The sequence below is a fragment of the Paenarthrobacter sp. TAF1 genome, from assembly GCF_052113825.1.
In the GTDB taxonomy this organism is placed as follows: domain Bacteria; phylum Actinomycetota; class Actinomycetes; order Actinomycetales; family Micrococcaceae; genus Arthrobacter; species Arthrobacter nicotinovorans.
Window position 1 is genome coordinate 81,772 of sequence record NZ_JBFRDO010000016.1, and the last position, 15,363, is coordinate 97,134.

The 15,363-nt window shown below is 63.9% G+C and carries 14 protein-coding genes and 1 pseudogene; 5 read left to right on the forward strand and 10 right to left on the reverse strand.

The window, feature by feature from the left end; genetic code table 11:
* The 3 genes from AB4Y81_RS17575 to AB4Y81_RS17585 all read left to right on the forward strand — a co-directional run bounded on the left by AB4Y81_RS17575 (position 1) and on the right by AB4Y81_RS17585 (position 3,644).
* Positions 1–1,521, forward strand: coding sequence for an MmgE/PrpD family protein (locus tag AB4Y81_RS17575; protein WP_039240691.1), 1,521 nt, complete (start codon positions 1–3; stop codon positions 1,519–1,521).
* Entirely contained in the window at positions 1,522–2,427 is a 906-nt protein-coding gene (gene prpB / locus AB4Y81_RS17580) for a methylisocitrate lyase (protein WP_441996352.1), read from the forward strand.
* Between the two features lie 77 nt (positions 2,428–2,504).
* Positions 2,505–3,644 carry a bifunctional 2-methylcitrate synthase/citrate synthase gene (locus AB4Y81_RS17585; RefSeq protein WP_441996353.1) on the forward strand — a complete coding sequence of 380 codons (1,140 nt, stop codon included), beginning with the start codon at positions 2,505–2,507 and terminating at the stop codon, positions 3,642–3,644.
* A 55-nt stretch (positions 3,645–3,699) separates the two neighbouring features.
* On the opposite strand, the pseudogene AB4Y81_RS17590 reads toward AB4Y81_RS17585, so the two are convergent.
* Positions 3,700–4,098 (reverse strand): annotated as a pseudogene (locus tag AB4Y81_RS17590) (8-oxo-dGTP diphosphatase); the annotation flags it as partial.
* Positions 4,099–4,154: 56 nt separating this feature from the next.
* On the opposite strand from AB4Y81_RS17590, the gene AB4Y81_RS17595 reads away from it, so the two are divergent.
* Positions 4,155–4,922 carry a hypothetical protein gene (locus AB4Y81_RS17595; RefSeq protein WP_441996354.1) on the forward strand — a complete coding sequence of 256 codons (768 nt, stop codon included), beginning with the start codon at positions 4,155–4,157 and terminating at the stop codon, positions 4,920–4,922.
* Positions 4,923–4,970: 48 nt separating this feature from the next.
* On the opposite strand, the gene xerD is transcribed toward AB4Y81_RS17595, so the two are convergent.
* The 9 genes from xerD to AB4Y81_RS17640 form a co-directional block, all read right to left on the reverse strand.
* Positions 4,971–5,930 carry a site-specific tyrosine recombinase XerD gene (xerD, locus tag AB4Y81_RS17600; protein WP_039240743.1) on the reverse strand — a complete coding sequence of 320 codons (960 nt, stop codon included), beginning with the start codon at positions 5,928–5,930 and terminating at the stop codon, positions 4,971–4,973.
* 2 nt (positions 5,931–5,932) lie between these two features.
* Positions 5,933–6,595, reverse strand: a complete 663-nt coding sequence (locus AB4Y81_RS17605) for an NUDIX domain-containing protein (RefSeq protein WP_018779240.1) — start codon at positions 6,593–6,595, stop codon at positions 5,933–5,935.
* Between the two features lie 28 nt (positions 6,596–6,623).
* Positions 6,624–8,369 (reverse strand): CTP synthase, encoded by a 1,746-nt coding sequence (locus AB4Y81_RS17610; RefSeq protein WP_039240685.1) that lies wholly within the window; start codon positions 8,367–8,369, stop codon positions 6,624–6,626.
* Between the two features lie 144 nt (positions 8,370–8,513).
* Positions 8,514–10,253 (reverse strand): DNA repair protein RecN, encoded by a 1,740-nt coding sequence (recN, locus tag AB4Y81_RS17615; protein ID WP_064723241.1) that lies wholly within the window; start codon positions 10,251–10,253, stop codon positions 8,514–8,516.
* Between the two features lie 3 nt (positions 10,254–10,256).
* Positions 10,257–11,288, reverse strand: coding sequence for an NAD kinase (locus tag AB4Y81_RS17620; protein ID WP_026267372.1), 1,032 nt, complete (start codon positions 11,286–11,288; stop codon positions 10,257–10,259).
* A gap of 13 nt (positions 11,289–11,301) precedes the next feature.
* On the reverse strand, positions 11,302–12,114 hold the full coding sequence (locus AB4Y81_RS17625; protein ID WP_416430026.1) for a TlyA family RNA methyltransferase: 813 nt from the start codon (positions 12,112–12,114) through the stop codon (positions 11,302–11,304).
* 3 nt (positions 12,115–12,117) lie between these two features.
* Positions 12,118–12,363 (reverse strand): hypothetical protein, encoded by a 246-nt coding sequence (locus AB4Y81_RS17630; protein WP_413308008.1) that lies wholly within the window; start codon positions 12,361–12,363, stop codon positions 12,118–12,120.
* Between the two features lie 9 nt (positions 12,364–12,372).
* Entirely contained in the window at positions 12,373–13,359 is a 987-nt protein-coding gene (locus AB4Y81_RS17635) for an HAD-IIA family hydrolase (protein WP_110504042.1), read from the reverse strand.
* Positions 13,352–14,176 carry a hypothetical protein gene (locus tag AB4Y81_RS17640; RefSeq protein ID WP_441996355.1) on the reverse strand — a complete coding sequence of 275 codons (825 nt, stop codon included), beginning with the start codon at positions 14,174–14,176 and terminating at the stop codon, positions 13,352–13,354. The genes AB4Y81_RS17635 and AB4Y81_RS17640 overlap by 8 nt, the downstream gene beginning before the upstream one ends.
* Before the next feature lie 54 nt (positions 14,177–14,230).
* Between AB4Y81_RS17640 and AB4Y81_RS17645 the strand changes: the two genes are divergently transcribed.
* The gene (locus tag AB4Y81_RS17645; protein ID WP_441996356.1) at positions 14,231–15,076 is read left to right on the forward strand and encodes a hypothetical protein; all 846 of its coding nucleotides are present in this window, start codon (positions 14,231–14,233) and stop codon (positions 15,074–15,076) included.
* Positions 15,077–15,363: the final 287 nt, after the last annotated feature.

Genomic DNA, 15,363 nt, shown 5'->3' on the forward strand with positions numbered 1-15,363 from the left:
ATGGTCAAGTCCAACCACGTCCGTGTTTACAAGTCCGAGGAGAACCTTCCCCGGGAGGAGCAGCTGGCGCACAAGATCGCCGTGGTCGCCGCCGACCCCGTCGAGGTCACCCCGGAGGTCACCGACATGGTGATTAACCGCATCATCGACAACGCTTCCGTTGCCATCGCCTCGCTGAACCGGGCACCGATCGTCGCAGCCCGTGCACAGGCCCTGACGCACGGCCCCTCCGCCAACGGCAAGGGTGCCCACGTCTTCGGCATCACTGAGCAGGTCTCTCCGGAGTGGGCTGCCTGGGCCAACGGCGTAGCCGTGCGCGAACTCGATTACCACGACACGTTCCTGGCCGCCGACTACAGCCACCCGGGCGACAACATCCCGCCGATCCTGGCCGTTGCCCAGCACGTTGGCTCCAACGGCGCTGACTTGGTCCGTGCCATCGCCACCGGCTACGAGATCCAGGTGAACCTGGTCAAGGCCATCTGCCTGCACAAGCACAAGATCGACCACGTCGCCCACCTCGGCCCATCGGCCGCCGCAGGCATCGGCACCTTGCTGGGGCTGGATGTCGAGACGATCTTCCAGTCCGTGGGCCAGGCCCTGCACACCACCACCGCCACGCGCCAGTCCCGCAAGGGCGAGATCTCCACCTGGAAAGCCCATGCCCCGGCGTTCGCAGGCAAGATGGCGATCGAAGCCGTGGACCGCTCCATGCGCGGACAGACTTCACCCGTGCCGATCTACGAAGGCGAAGATGGCGTGATCGCCTGGATGCTCGACGGGCCGGACGCCTCCTACGAGGTCCCGCTGCCGCTGCCCGGTGAAGCCAAGCGCGCCATCCTGGACACCTACACCAAGGAACATTCCGCCGAGTACCAGGCCCAGGCCTGGATCGACCTCGCCCGCAAACTGCACCGCGAGCACCCCGAAACCACCGACCCCGCCAACGTGGAATCGGTGCTGATCAAGACCAGCCACCACACGCACTACGTGATCGGCTCCGGCGCGAACGACCCCCAGAAGTACTCCCCCACGGCATCCCGCGAAACCCTGGACCACTCCATCCCGTACATCTTCACCGTCGCCCTGCAGGACGGCGCGTGGCACCACGTGGACTCCTACGCCCCCGAACGCGCCGCCCGCCCGGACACTGTGGAACTCTGGCACAAGGTCACCACTGTGGAGGACCCGGAATGGACCCGCCGCTACCACTCCCTGGACATCGCGGAAAAAGCCTTCGGCGGCACTGTTGTCATTACACTCACGGATGGGTCGGTTGTCACGGACGAGATCGCCGTAGCCGACGCCCACCCGCTCGGTGCCCGGCCGTTCGCCCGCGAGCAATACATCAACAAGTTCCGCACGCTTGCTGCCGGGCTCGTGGAGGAAGCCGAAATCGAAAGGTTCCTCGCCGCCGTCGAACGCGTCACCGAACTGGGCGAAGGCGAACTGGACCAGCTGAACATCACCGCAGCCCCCGGCGTGATCAACCTCAACAACGCACCCAAGGGACTGTTCTAAATGCTGTACTCCAAAGTCACTCCCGAACAGAAGCGGCTGAAACTCCGGGAACTGCTGGCCTCCGGGACCGTGCAGCAGTTCCCGGGCGCCTTCAACCCGCTCTCGGCCCGGCTCATCGAAGAGAAAGGCTTCGCCGGCGTCTACATCTCCGGCGCAGTCCTCGCCAACGACCTCGGACTGCCGGACATCGGGCTCACTACCCTGACCGAGGTGGCCACCCGGGCAGGGCAAATCGCCCGCATGACCGATTTGCCGTCGCTGGTGGATGCCGACACCGGATTTGGCGAACCGATGAACGTGGCACGCACCATCCAGGAACTCGAAAACGCCGGCCTGGCCGGTTGCCACATTGAGGACCAGTTCAACCCGAAACGCTGCGGACATCTGGACGGCAAGAACGTGGTCGACGTCGACACGGCCGCCAAGCGCATCCGTGCCGCGGCCGACGCCCGACGGGATCCGAACTTCCTCATCATGGCCCGGACCGACATCCGCGCCGTTGAAGGAATCCAGGCAGCACAGGACCGCGCCAAAGCCCTCGTAGACGCCGGCGCCGACGCAATATTCCCTGAAGCCATGGCCACCCTGGACGAATTCCAAGCCATCCGCGACGCCGTGGACGTGCCCATCCTGGCCAACATGACCGAGTTCGGCAAAAGCGAGCTCTTCACCGTCGACCAGCTCCAAGGGGTGGGCRTCAACATGGTCATTTACCCCGTCACGCTCCTCCGCATTGCCATGGGCGCTGCAGAGCGTACTCTGGAATCGATTAAGGCTGCGGGGACCCAAGAAGCGCAAGTGGAAAACATGCTCACGCGTGCGCGCCTCTACGAACTCGTCGACTACGAGGCATACAACCAATTCGATACCGGCGTTTTCAACTTCCAGGTTCCTGGCGTCCGCTAGGTTCCGGATTCATCAAGGGGAACGCAGGCGTTCCGGATCGACCCGGTGCACCTGCACAATGAACGAAGGAGAGCAGCATGGCAGCTGTTGACATCAAAAAGGGCCTTGCCGGCGTCGTGGTGGACTACACCGCCGTCTCGAAGGTCAACCCGGACACCAACTCGCTCTTGTACCGCGGATACCCGGTCCAGGAACTGGCCGCCAAATGCAGCTTCGAAGAGGTCGCCCATCTGTTGTGGAACGGAGAACTGCCCAACGAGGCACAGTTGGCCGAATTCACCGCCCGCGAGCGCGCAGGCCGCGCGCTCGACCCGGTAGTGAAGCAGGTTATCGATGCCCTGCCCACCACAGCACACCCCATGGATGTGTGCCGCACCGCCGCGTCCGTACTCGGCGCCCGGCACGAGCTGGCCGAGGATTCATCACCCGAAGCCAACATGAAGAAGGCCATCGACTTGTGGGCTGCCATGCCCGCCGTCGTCGCCTACGACCAGCGCCGCCGCCACGGCCAGGAACCCGTGGAACCCCGCGAGGACCTGGACTACTCCGCCAACTTCCTGTGGATGACCTTCGGCGAAGAACAAGTGCCCGAGGTAGTGGAGGCTTTCAACGTCTCGATGATTCTCTACGCAGAGCACTCCTTCAACGCTTCGACGTTTACCGCCCGCGTAGTCACCTCCACGCTCTCGGACCTGCACTCGGCTGTCACCGCAGCCATCGGAGCACTCAAGGGCCCGCTGCACGGCGGCGCCAATGAGGCCGTGATGCACACGTTCGACGAAATCGGCATCCGCAGCGAGGAGTCCCTCGAAGAAGCCGCCTCCCGGGCGAAGACGTGGATGGAAGACGCGCTGGCGCAGAAGAAGAAGGTCATGGGCTTCGGGCACCGCGTCTACAAGCACGGCGACTCCCGCGTGCCCACCATGAAGGCCGCACTGGACAAGATGATCGCCCACTACGGACGACCCGAACTCCTCGGCCTTTACAACGGCTTGGAGCAGGCCATGGACGAGGCCAAGGCCATCAAGCCCAACCTTGACTACCCTGCCGGACCCACGTACCACCTCATGGGCTTCGACACCCAAACCTTCACACCGTTGTTCGTCGCCAGCCGCATTACTGGTTGGACCGCGCACATCATGGAGCAGGTGGCTTCGAACTCCCTGATCCGCCCGCTGAGCGAATACAACGGACCCGAAGAGCGCCACGTTCCGTAAGGCTTTTTGGGCGCCAAAAGCGGTAAGTACGACGTCGGGCCGGTCACCGAAAGGTCATGGCGGGCAACCAATGCTCGGCATCTGCCCACATCCGCTCCACCGGAAGCCGGCCAACGGGGAACCACGCCGGAGCGATCTCCTCGCTCTCGGAGGGCTCGCCTTCCCAGGCACGGGTGAGGAAGACCGTGGTGGCCATGTTCCATTCGGGCCTGGCCGGAAAAACGAAGTCTACGGTTCCCGCGGGAATCAGGTCATGCGCATGGACCACCACGTTGATTTCTTCCATAACCTCACGGCAGGCGGCCTCGGATGCAGTCTCCCCCACTTCGACATGCCCGCCAACGCCCACTACTTTTCCACGGCCAAAGCCGGTCTTCTTGGTGCCGAGAAGTACGTGTCCGCCGTCCGCACCGTCGCGGAGGAGGAAGCACAAAGTCACATGGGCTGCAGTCATGCTGCCTACCTTAACCTGATCTCCCCAGCCGTTGCCGCCATTGCTACAGTGAGCCCATGAGCGAAGGTGGGGGTGAAGCGGGCGCCAAAGCGGCCGCCGTCGATGAGGTTGGCGGGATGCCGTCCACAGCGGAAAGCACCCGGGACGGGACAACAGTCAAAGGCGCCGAAGCCAAAGCCGAACGGGACGTCTGGCTCCCGCGCTGGCTTGTGGCTCATCCGCTGTACGCCGGGTGGGCATGGACCCTTCTCTGGGCCGGGCTCATTGTCCTGGACGAAGTGCTGGACCTGGCCGGCTGGACCTGGTATCTGCTGGTCCTGGTTGCTGCCTTACCGACGCTGATCTCCACGCTGGTGGTGCTGCACGCCACCCCACGGAGCCATCTCCGCGCGGTCGACGCGACCGTGCTCGGACACTTCTTTGTCCGGTTCCTGGCATTGGTGGCGGCCTTCATGGTGTGGGCTGCGTCAGTGGTGATGAGCGCGTCCATCTCCACCACTGTCCAGTCAGTAATCGGCGACTCGGAGAAGGAAGTCACTGCCCTTGGCTTCAACCTCATGCTGGCGGCCGTTCCCCTGGTGCTCTCAGTGCTCTGGATGGCCTTCATTGTGCGGTGTGCCTGGTTCCTCCGGCGGCTGCGCGGTTGGCGGCAGGTGCCGGTCAAGACCAGGGTTCCCAAGAAGTTCCTCCGGAGACGTCCACGGCTGAAGCGCGTGGTGGTGGGACTCGCCCATCCGGGTTTGCTGCTGGTGGCCGGACTGGGAACTTCTTTGTTGGCGCTGTTCGTGGATGCCGTCGAATTGACACTGAACGTTCTGGAGTAACCTGCTTCCGGCGGAGTGGTTCCAGTAACGGTTTCCAGCCGAAGATTACTAACCGAGCGCCCTGGGGTGGGCCGCTGCGTAAATCTCGCGCAGGGTGTCGGCGGTGACCAGGGTGTACACCTGTGTGGTGGTCACGGAGGCATGGCCCAGCAGCTCCTGCACCACCCTTACATCAGCGCCACCCTCCAACAGGTGCGTGGCGAACGAGTGCCTCAGTGTGTGCGGCGAGACATCCTTGGTGATGTTCGCCCTCTCCGCAGCCGTCTTCAGAATGGTCCATGCGCTTTGCCGGCTGATCCGGCCTCCCCGGGCATTGAGGAACAGTGCCGGGGTGCCTTTGCCCTTGGAGGCAAGCAAGGGCCGACCCCGGACGACATAAGCTCCGACGGCGCGGGCACCGTATGATCCCAGCGGCACCAACCGTTCCTTGGAACCTTTGCCGAACAACCGTACGATCGCCGGACCGGCTCCAGGGTTTTCCAACGAGACATCGTCCACGTCCAGCCCGACGGCCTCGCTGATGCGGGCTCCGGTGGAGTATAGGAACTCAAGAAGCGCCCGGTCCCTGAGCCCTGTGGCCGTGTCCGAACCTGCAGCCTCCAGGATCCGCGTCACTTCTCCTACGCTGATGGCTTTCGGAAGCCGTTTACCCGGCATGGGCGGGTGGACATCGCTGGCGGGGTCCGCCGTCGTAGTCCCTTCCAACGCCCAAAACTTGTGAAGTCCGCGGACGGCAACCACGGTGCGCGCCGCTGAACGGACACCCAGGACCGCGCCTCCATCCGATCCGTCGGACAACGCCTGGACGAAAGCCGTCACATGATGGCGTGTGATGTCGACTGGCCGCTCCACCCCCTGCGCTGCAAGGAAATTGGAGTATCGGGCCAGGTCCCGGCGGTAGGCAGCCAAGGTGTTCGCCGCCAGGCCGCGCTCCACGCCAACGTGCTGCAGGTAATCCGTTACCGCACGGTCAATCCCGTTGATGGGTCGGGCAGCGGCTTCGGTCATGCTCAGCGCTGGCTCGGGTGTGCCGGCCACGGCGCGTTGGCAGGGCGGAGGCTGGTGAATCCGTCGGCCTTCGCTGCAGCGGCGGCAAGGATGCCCAGCACCGCAGAGGGGTTGTGCAGACGCCCCTCCAGGACGGCCTTGACCGCATCTTCCAGCGGAACCCAGTGGAGTTCTATCTCCGCTTCCTCGTCCGTACGGACGTGGCGCTCGGCCTCGGGAACATCCCGCAGCCCGCGCGCCAGGTAGATGCGGACTGCCTCGCTGGAGGAGCCGGGCGAGTTGAAGAAATCGACCAGGACATTCCACGTCGCCGCCACAAGGTCAGCTTCCTCGGCAAGTTCCCTGGCAGCACCCACCACGAAATCCTCGCCCTCCACGTCCAGCAAACCGGCCGGGATCTCCCAGAGGTCCATGCCCACAGGGTGACGGTATTGCTTCAACAGCAGGATTTCCCCGTCGACGTTCATGGGAAGCACCGCTACTGCACCTGGGTGGTCGATGTAGTCGCGGACCAGGGTGTTCGTGCCCTCACTGAGTTGGAACGAGTCACTGACCACGTCCCAGATGCGTCCTTCGTAAACCTTGCTGGTAGACAAAAGACGGCGCGGGCTCGGCATGTCCGAAACCTGCCTTGATGTGCGGGGGGTTTCAGAAATACCGGGCATCGCGCCGTCCTTCGTTAGTGCTTGCTGTTTACTTGGCTGCTACCGTGCGGTCGCCGGTCTTGGTGGCAACGGGGGCTCCTTCACGACGCTCGAGCGCAGCCTTCACCAGACCTGCGAACAGCGGGTGCGGGCGCGTCGGGCGTGAGCTGAGCTCCGGGTGCGCCTGGGTTGCCACGTAGTACGGGTGGACCTCGCGGGGAAGCTCCACGTACTCCACCAGCTTGCCGTCAGGAGACGTACCGGAGAAGACCAGTCCTTCCGCGGCGATCTGGTCACGGTACTTGTTGTTGACCTCGTAGCGGTGGCGGTGGCGTTCGCTGACCGTTGTGGTGCCGTAGGTCTCGGCAATGACCGAGCCCTCGTCCAGCTTGGCTTCGTACAGGCCAAGGCGCATGGTGCCGCCCAGGTCTCCCTTGCCATCGACAATGTCCAGCTGCTCTTCCATGGTGGCGATGACCGGGTACTTGGAATCGGGTTCGAACTCGCTGGAGGAAGCGCCCTCAAGGCCAACCACGTTACGGGCGTACTCGATGACCATGCACTGCAGGCCGAGGCACAGGCCCAGGACCGGAAGCTTGGATTCGCGGGCGAACTTCAAAGCACCCAGCTTGCCTTCAAGCCCACGGATGCCGAAGCCGCCGGGAACACAGATGGCGTCGACGCCGGCCAAGGACTTTGTAGCACCGGCCAGGGTCTCGCACTCATCCGAAGGTACCCAGCGGATCTTGACCTTTGCCTCGTTGGCGAAACCACCGGCGCGGAGGGCTTCGGTCACCGAGAGGTACGCGTCGGGCAGGTCGATGTACTTGCCCACCAAAGCGATCTCGACTTCGTGCTTGGGGTTGTGGACAGCTTCAAGCAGCTTGTCCCACTTGCTCCAGTCGACATCCTTGAACGGCAGGTCCAGCGCGCGGACGATGTAGGAATCCAGGCCCTGGGAGTGCAGGGTCTTGGGGATGTCGTAGATGCTGGGTGCGTCTGCGGCGTTAACCACAGCGTCGATGTCGACGTCGCACATGCGGCCGATCTTCTCGCGCATTGCTTCGGGGACTTCACGGTCCGAACGGATCACGATGGCTTCAGGCTGGATACCGATCGAACGGAGGGCCGCTACGGAGTGCTGCGTCGGCTTGGTCTTCAGTTCCTGGGAGGGGCCGATGTACGGCACCAGGGAAACGTGCAGGAAGAAGACGTTGTTGCGTCCCACATCCTGGCGGACCTGGCGGGCCGATTCCAGGAACGGCTGGGATTCGATGTCGCCCACGGTGCCACCGATTTCGGTGATGATGACGTCCGGAGCGTTCTTGCCTTCGGCAGGAAGGCGCATGCGGCGCTTGATTTCATCCGTGATGTGCGGGATGACCTGGACAGTGTCTCCCAGGTATTCGCCGCGGCGTTCCTTGGCGATAACGGTGGAGTAGATCTGGCCGGTTGTGACGTTGGCCGAACCTTCGAGGTTTTCATCGAGGAAGCGCTCGTAGTGTCCGATGTCGAGGTCGGTTTCGGCGCCGTCATCCGTCACGAATACTTCGCCGTGCTGGAAGGGGTTCATCGTGCCCGGATCCACATTCAAATAGGGATCGAGCTTCTGCATAGTTACAGACAAACCGCGTGCCCGCAGCAGGTGGCCGAGGCTGGAAGCCGTCAGACCCTTACCGAGCGAGGACGCCACACCACCGGTGACGAAGATGTGTTTGGTCGTCTTGGACGAGCCCGGGAACCGGGAATTTACACGGGAATTTGATCGCTGCACCACGGAATTCGAGCTTATCATCAATTACGCCTTCCAAGCGTCCTGTTCGGATTCCCCAAATGGTCAATGGTTGCCCAGGACCGCGTTCCAATCAAGAGCCGGGCGGCCAAAAGCCTCTTGATGTGATGGTGCTCGCATCGCGTTTCGCACCGCACCGCTGCGGCATCAGGCACTCTGTGGCAAGAGCTTCGCATCATCCAGCAATTCCTGGGCGTGGGCTTGCGCGGACTCGGAATCTTCCTGGCCTGCCAGCATGCGCGCCAGCTCCTTGACGCGTTCGTCGTCGCTGAGGAGCTGAACGTCGCTGGAAGTGAAGCCGGTGGCCGTCTTGCCGTCCGAACCCCGCACCGAGGTCTTGGTGACACGGATGTGCTGGTCGGCGAAAGCTGCCACTTGCGGCAGATGGGTGACCACCAGCACTTGGACGTGCCGTGCCAGCATGGCGAGCCGACGGCCGATTTCGACGGCGGCGCGGCCGCCCACGCCTGCGTCCACCTCATCGAAGACGAAGGTCGGGACCGGGTCCACGGCGGCCAGGACAACCTCGATCGCCAACATGACCCGGGACAGTTCACCTCCGGAGGCTCCTTTGCCCAGCGGACGGGCAGGAGCCCCCGAGTGCGGCTGCAGGAGGAAAGCGATCTCGTCGGTTCCCCAAGGGCCCAGTGAATCGGTGCTGTCCACTTCGATCACCAGGGTTGCATCGGCCATGGCCAGTGCCTTGAGCTCCGCACTCACGCGTCCGGACAGGTCCTTGGCGGCCTTGGCACGTGCCTTGCTGATGGCCGCCGCCTGCTTGCGGAGCGCCACCTCAGTGGAGGCCACCTCGGCGTCGAGGGATTCGATACGGCTGGAGTCATCCTGAAGCTCGTCCAGGCGGGTCCGGGCTGCAGCGGCCCACTCAAGTACCTCGTCAATGCTGGGCGCATACTTGCGGATCAGCTTGGCGAGGGCCGCGCGGCGGTCCTCGATTTCGGAAAGGCGTTCAGGGCCTTCCGTATCAAGCGCTGCCTGGTAGCTGGAAAGCTCCGCTGCAATGTCGTTGAGAAGGAAGCCCACCTCGGCCAGCCGTGCAGCAGCGGAGCGCAGCTCTTCATCGTGCTCGGCAACATGCTCCAGCGTCCGCTTCGCCGCGTCCACCATGGTGGTGGCATCTCCAGACTCACCGAACTCCTCGGCAATGAGCGACTCGTGGGCCGCTGCTGCAGCAAGCCTTAGTTCTTCGACGTTGGCCAGCTTCACGGCTTCGGCCTTGAGGGTCTCGTCCTCGCCCGGCTGCGGATCCACCTCGTCGATCTCCTTGAGGGCCGCGTCCAGCGATTCGGCCTCGCGCAAGCGTTCGCGGGCTTCCCTCCGCAAAGTCTCCAGCTCCGACTGGATAGCTTTCCAGTGGTTGTACTTCTCCTGGTACTCCCCCAGGATTTTGGCCAGGGGCGCTCCGGCAAAGCGGTCCAAAGCGTGACGCTGTGCCGTCGCGCTCTTCAACCGGATCTGGTCCGATTGGCCGTGGACCACCACCAGGCTCTCCCCCAGTTCGGCCAGCACGCCTACCGGTGCCGCGCGCCCGCCAACATACGCACGGCTGCGTCCATCCGCGCCCACCGTGCGGGCCAGCAGGAGTTCAGCCACGCCGTCGAACTCCTCGGCGTCTCCCCCCGCGTCCTTGGCCCGCTGCACAGCACTGTGCGCGGGATCAAGCTTCAACACGGCCTCAGCCGACGCGGACTTGGCGCCACTCCGGACGGCCCCGGCATCCGATCGGGCACCGAGAAGGAGCCCGACGGCGGTCACCACCATGGTCTTGCCGGCACCGGTCTCGCCGGTGACGACGCTGAGGCCAGGGCCCAGCGGCAGGGCAGCGTCAGTGATGACGCCCAGGTCACGGATTCGGAGTTCTTCAAGCATGGTTCACTTCGCATTCGTGGGGTCGGAAGGTTCACCGTCCTGGGGACTGTCAACATCCCGCGGACTGGGCAAGGGAGCCGGCGACAAGGTCCGGATCACAGGGATGGGACCTGTGTGGACTTCGCCGCTCCGGGGGGCCGGACCACGCCAGCCATGGATAGGAAGCTCGAACTTACGCACGAGCCTGGCCGAGAACGGCGTCTTGTGGGTCCGGGCAAGCCGCACCGGAGTAGCTGATCGGGTTACCTCCACCCGGGCACCGGGCGGCAGATCCACTGAGCGCCGCCCATCGCACCAGAGAACACCCAGGGCATCCGTGCGGTTCATGATTTCAACGGCCAGCTTGGAGCGCGGAGAGACCACCAGGGGCTTGGCGAACAGTGCGTGTGCGCTGATGGGGACAATCACGAGCGCTTCAACTTCCGGCCACACCACGGGTCCGCCCGACGAGAAAGCGTAGGCAGTGGACCCGGTGGGGGTAGCCATCACCACGCCATCACAGCCGAAGGAGGTCAGGGGACGCTCGTCCACTTCCGTCACCACCTCCAGCATCCGCTCCCGGTTGGCTTTCTCGATGGCTGCCTCGTTCAAAGCCCACGTGTGCCAGATCTTTTGACCCTTGATCCATACCTGGACATCGATGGTCATGCGCTCTTCCACCGTGTATTGGCGGCTCGCGATCCACTCCACCGTCTGGGCGAGGTCAGCCCGTTCGCTTTCGGCCAGGAAGCCCACATGCCCAAGGTTCACCCCAAGCAGAGGGACGTCGACCTCGCGGACCAGCTCAGCGGCGCGCAGGATAGTGCCATCGCCACCCAGGACCATGACAAGTTCCACGTCCTCCAAGCTGACGTGGTCGTTCAAAATCTCAATCGGGGTGTCCAAAGCACCGAAAAACCGCTCGATATCTGCAAGTTCGGACTTCTGCAGCACAGGAACCAAACCTGACGAGTGCAATTGCGTACAGGCATCCCATGCAGCGCGGAGCGATTCCTCCCGCCCAGTGTGGGCAAGGACAAGTACACGCCTGCTCATCGGGTTCTGCTTTCTAGTGGTTTGGCCAGAGGTTCTTCAACAAGGCAGCTACGTGCTGGTCCCGCTCTTCGATCTTAGGCAACGCAGCCGACATCCGGCGCGTCATCCACAGGAAGTATTCAACATTTCCGTCCTGGCCCGGCAACGGACTGGCCGCAAGGCCCCGTAGATCCAACCCCGAATCAACCGCAGCCCGGGCAACCTGGGCAACAGCCCGGCGTCGTTCATTGTCGGAAGAAACAACGCCGGTCCGGCTCAGCCGCTCCTTGCCGACTTCGAACTGGGGCTTGACCATGAGGACCAGGTCACCGCCTGGATCAGTGCAGTACGCCAGGGGCGCCACCACCAGCGTCAGCGAGATGAAGGACAGGTCCGCGACAGTCAGCGCGGCCGTGCCGCCGATCTGCTCCGGGGTCATGTACCGGACGTTGAGGCCCTCATGGACGTCCACGCGCGGATCGTCCCGAAGGTGCGGCACCAGTTGTCCGTGCCCGACGTCGACCGCCACAACCTGCGCTGCACCTTGCCGGAGCAGCACGTCGGTGAAACCACCGGTGGAGGCACCGGCGTCGAGACACCGCTTCCCTGCCACCGCGACGGCGGGAAAGGCCTCCAGCGCGCCGGCCAGTTTGTGACCGGCACGGCTGGCGTAGATGTCTTCGAGATGGGCCTCGACGAAAAGCTCCGTCTCAGCGTCGACCTGCAGGGCTGCCTTGGCGAGGACGCTGCCGGACGAGCTGACCTTGCCATCGCTGATGAGCTTGGCCGCATGGGTACGGGACCTCGCCAGCCCGCGGGTGACAAGTTCCTGATCGAGTCGTGCCATGCGTTAGCTGTCGCCTTCCGGGGTGATGGGCCTCGGCGCGGCAGGGAGTCCAGGTTCCGCGTCCAACGCCGCCAAGAGGGAGTCGTGAATTCCGGCGTACAGTTCACCGTGCTCTGCTATGGGTGCTTCCCGGACTCCTTCGAGCAAGCCGAGGGCCCTGTCGACGAGTGCGTCGCCGGTGGTCTCGGAGTCGTCAGGCCACTGGATGTCGCGGGTTTCGGGCTCGGGTGAACTGTTCGGCACGGTCATCGCACCAGTCTAGTTAGTTCGCCATTCCAGCTGCGGCGCCTGCGCTGTCGACGCGTACGGGACAGCTGCCCACCATGCCGCGCACGCGGCGCGCCATGCGTCGAGATCGCCCTCTTCGCCGGTCACCGTCACCGTGCCGCCATCAGCAACCGCCGACGCCGACCCGCAACGGAACGAGCCGCCGTCGTCGATAATTCCGGGATACGGAGCGTAGAGGTCCTCGAGGTTCGCCAGCAGGTAGTCGGGACGCTCATCGGTCCTTGCAGCCAGGATGGTGTGCTTGGTGTCAACACCGGTGAGGACGGCCGCCGTCGCATATCCTGCACGGTTGCCGCCCAGGATGTCAGTATCCAGACGGTCGCCCACCACCAGTGGCCGGTCCGCCTTGAGTCGCTTGGCTGCCGCATGGAACAACGGCGCTTCCGGCTTCCCCGCCACCAACGGGGACTTCCCTGTGGCAGCAGCGACGGCGGCAACGAGGGTTCCGTTACCCGGCGCCATGCCGCGTGCCTGAGGAATGGACATGTCCGTGTTGGTTGCGAACCACATGGCTCCCCCGGCCACCACGTACGACGCCTCGGCCAGATCCTTCCAACCGATGTCCGGGTTGAACCCCTGGACGACAGCAACCGGAGACTCAGCGGCACTGTGCACCGGTTTGAGTCCCACCAATTCGATCTCATGGGCCAACGCCGCACTGCCTGTGATGAGGACATGCGCCCCCGCGGGAAGCATGGAAGCCAGGAGCTCCCCTGCTGCCTGCGAGGAACTGACTACCTGATGGTCCTCAGCCGGCGCACCGAGCTCACGCAGATGCGCGGCGACCTGGGCGGGGGTCCTGGATGCGTTGTTGGTGACATAACCCAGACCAACCCCCACGGACGCCAGCCGCTGCAGCGCTTCTATGGCGCCCGGAATGGCGTGCGGTCCAGCGTAGACCACGCCATCCAGGTCCGACAGGACAGCATCAAACCTCGAGATCAGTGAATCAGCCATGCTGGGAGTCGGTACCCTCGTTGTCTGCTTCCTTGTGCTCTTCCTCGTCCTCGACGGAATCAACGTCCGACTCGGCGTCATCCGACTCGAAGTAGTCCGACTCAGCGTCATCAAGTTCAACCTCGTCGTGCTCAACATCAGCAGCTGCGGCTTCCACGATGACCGTTTCGGTTTCTGCTGTCGCGGCTTCTGCCGTTGCGACGTCGGCCTCCGGGGCCGGCGTCTTGAAGCGCGGCCTGCGTTCGGCTTCTTCTTCCTGCTCATCCCAGCCGAGGTCAAGAATCTCAGGCTCAGCGAAATCGCCAACGCCCAAAGCATTCTCGGCCACGAGGGCCTGACGGGCCCACTTGTCGGCTTCCTCAGTACGGCCAACAGCGCTCAGTGCCTCAGCGTAAGCACGGAAGAGACGGGGGCTGTAGGAGAACGCCCGGTTGATGTCCAACTGCGGGATCTCAAGCTCGCTGACAGCAGCGTCCAATTGATTCAGGTCCGTGCGTGCACCGGACGCGACAATCGCCAGCTCCACCTTGCCCGGAGCGTCAAGATCCTGGGCTTCGGGCGAGCGGACCATATCCAATGCACGGTCCGGGCGGCCGAGGCCACGTTCGCAGTCGGCCATCACCGGCAGGTGTACGTTGGATCCACTGATACGGCGGTAGGTACGGAATTCACGCAGTGCCTCGCCATAGTGGCCGGCAGCGTAGGCCGTCAGACCCACAGCTTCACGGACAGCCGAGAGACGGCCACCGCGGCGGCTTGCAGCCAGGGCGTGCTGGAACGCAAGCTCCGGTTCAATGTCGATCAGGCGGCCGGCCATGACCAGGTGCTTTGCAACCCAGCCTGCGCTCTGCTCTTCAAGGGTCTTGATCTGGTGACCCGTGGCACGGTCGAGTTCCTTGCCCGTGACGTCGTCATCGATCTCGGGGGAACGTTCGCGGTCAGGTCGGTTTGCGCTGCGGATGTCCTTGGCGTTAGGCACCCGTGCAGGACGCTCTTCCCAGGAATTGCCGCGGTCACTGCCGAAGGAGCGACGCTCACCATCACGGGCCGGGCGCACGGGACGGTCGCTGCGGGCGGGGCGGTCACCACGGTCGGGGCGGTCGMCGAAAGGCTTGCGGTCACCGAAGGGCTTGCGGTCACGGTCGCCGCCGAAGGAACGACGCTCACCATCACGGGCCGGACGGTCRCCGAAAGGCTTGCGGTCTCCACGATCGTTGTTGAAGGGACGGCGGTCATCGCCATCACGACGAGGACCGTCAAAGTTCCGCGGGCCGCGCTCGGGGCGGTCACCAAAGGGCTTGCGGTCGCGGTCGCCACCGAAGGAACGACGCTCACCATCACGGGCTGGACGGTCACCACGATCACCAAACGGCTTTCGATCACGATCCCCACCGAAGGAACGACGCTCACCATCACGGGCCGGACGGTCACCGAACGAACGACGTTCGCCGTCACGGGCCGGACGATCACCACGATCGTTGTTGAAAGGACGACGCTCACCATCACGAGCCGGACGATCGTTGCTGTCCCGGTTTTCCCTGGAACGGAATCCGCGAGGATCTCCGCCGGAATTGTTGTTGGGGCGGTACGAACCGCGGTCGTCCCGGTTCCCGCCGAAGTTTCCGCGATTGCCGCCGCGATTGCCGCCGTTGTGCTCAGCCATGGTGGATTCCTCCTGTTGCGAGCCGACCACTGGCGCGTGCGTAGTCGCTCATAACCCTTATTTCGTTGTCACGCCGCCGGCAGCCCGAAGCTCCCGACTCGTATATCTCATTCAATTCTATTCGACCCCGCCATCAGTCCCGAACGTGGAACCCCGATTTGGGGCACCCGTGGCAAGTCTCACAAGCACGAAGGCCCACAGGAACTGCCACGAGTGGGCAGGGCCGGTGCTTGTGTGGGGGTTGTGTGTGTTAAATGGAAGAGCCCCAACCGTGGTTGGGGCTCTTCGTTAATGGTTGTCCGGCGGTGTCCTACTCTCCCACACCCTCCCGGGTGCAGTAC

Coding starts and splice junctions, on each gene's coding strand:
- AB4Y81_RS17640 (WP_441996355.1), bottom strand. CDS start 14,176: ATGGCCGGCCGCCTGATCGACATTGAACCGGAGCTTGCGTTCCAGCAC.
- recN (WP_064723241.1), bottom strand. CDS start 10,253: ATGCTTGAAGAACTCCGAATCCGTGACCTGGGCGTCATCACTGACGCT.
- AB4Y81_RS17620 (WP_026267372.1), bottom strand. CDS start 11,288: ATGAGCAGGCGTGTACTTGTCCTTGCCCACACTGGGCGGGAGGAATCG.
- AB4Y81_RS17635 (WP_110504042.1), bottom strand. CDS start 13,359: ATGGCTGATTCACTGATCTCGAGGTTTGATGCTGTCCTGTCGGACCTG.
- AB4Y81_RS17575 (WP_039240691.1), top strand. CDS start 1: ATGGTCAAGTCCAACCACGTCCGTGTTTACAAGTCCGAGGAGAACCTT.
- AB4Y81_RS17605 (WP_018779240.1), bottom strand. CDS start 6,595: ATGCCCGGTATTTCTGAAACCCCCCGCACATCAAGGCAGGTTTCGGAC.
- AB4Y81_RS17595 (WP_441996354.1), top strand. CDS start 4,155: ATGAGCGAAGGTGGGGGTGAAGCGGGCGCCAAAGCGGCCGCCGTCGAT.
- AB4Y81_RS17610 (WP_039240685.1), bottom strand. CDS start 8,369: ATGATAAGCTCGAATTCCGTGGTGCAGCGATCAAATTCCCGTGTAAAT.
- xerD (WP_039240743.1), bottom strand. CDS start 5,930: ATGACCGAAGCCGCTGCCCGACCCATCAACGGGATTGACCGTGCGGTA.
- AB4Y81_RS17630 (WP_413308008.1), bottom strand. CDS start 12,363: ATGACCGTGCCGAACAGTTCACCCGAGCCCGAAACCCGCGACATCCAG.
- AB4Y81_RS17625 (WP_416430026.1), bottom strand. CDS start 12,114: ATGGCACGACTCGATCAGGAACTTGTCACCCGCGGGCTGGCGAGGTCC.
- AB4Y81_RS17585 (WP_441996353.1), top strand. CDS start 2,505: ATGGCAGCTGTTGACATCAAAAAGGGCCTTGCCGGCGTCGTGGTGGAC.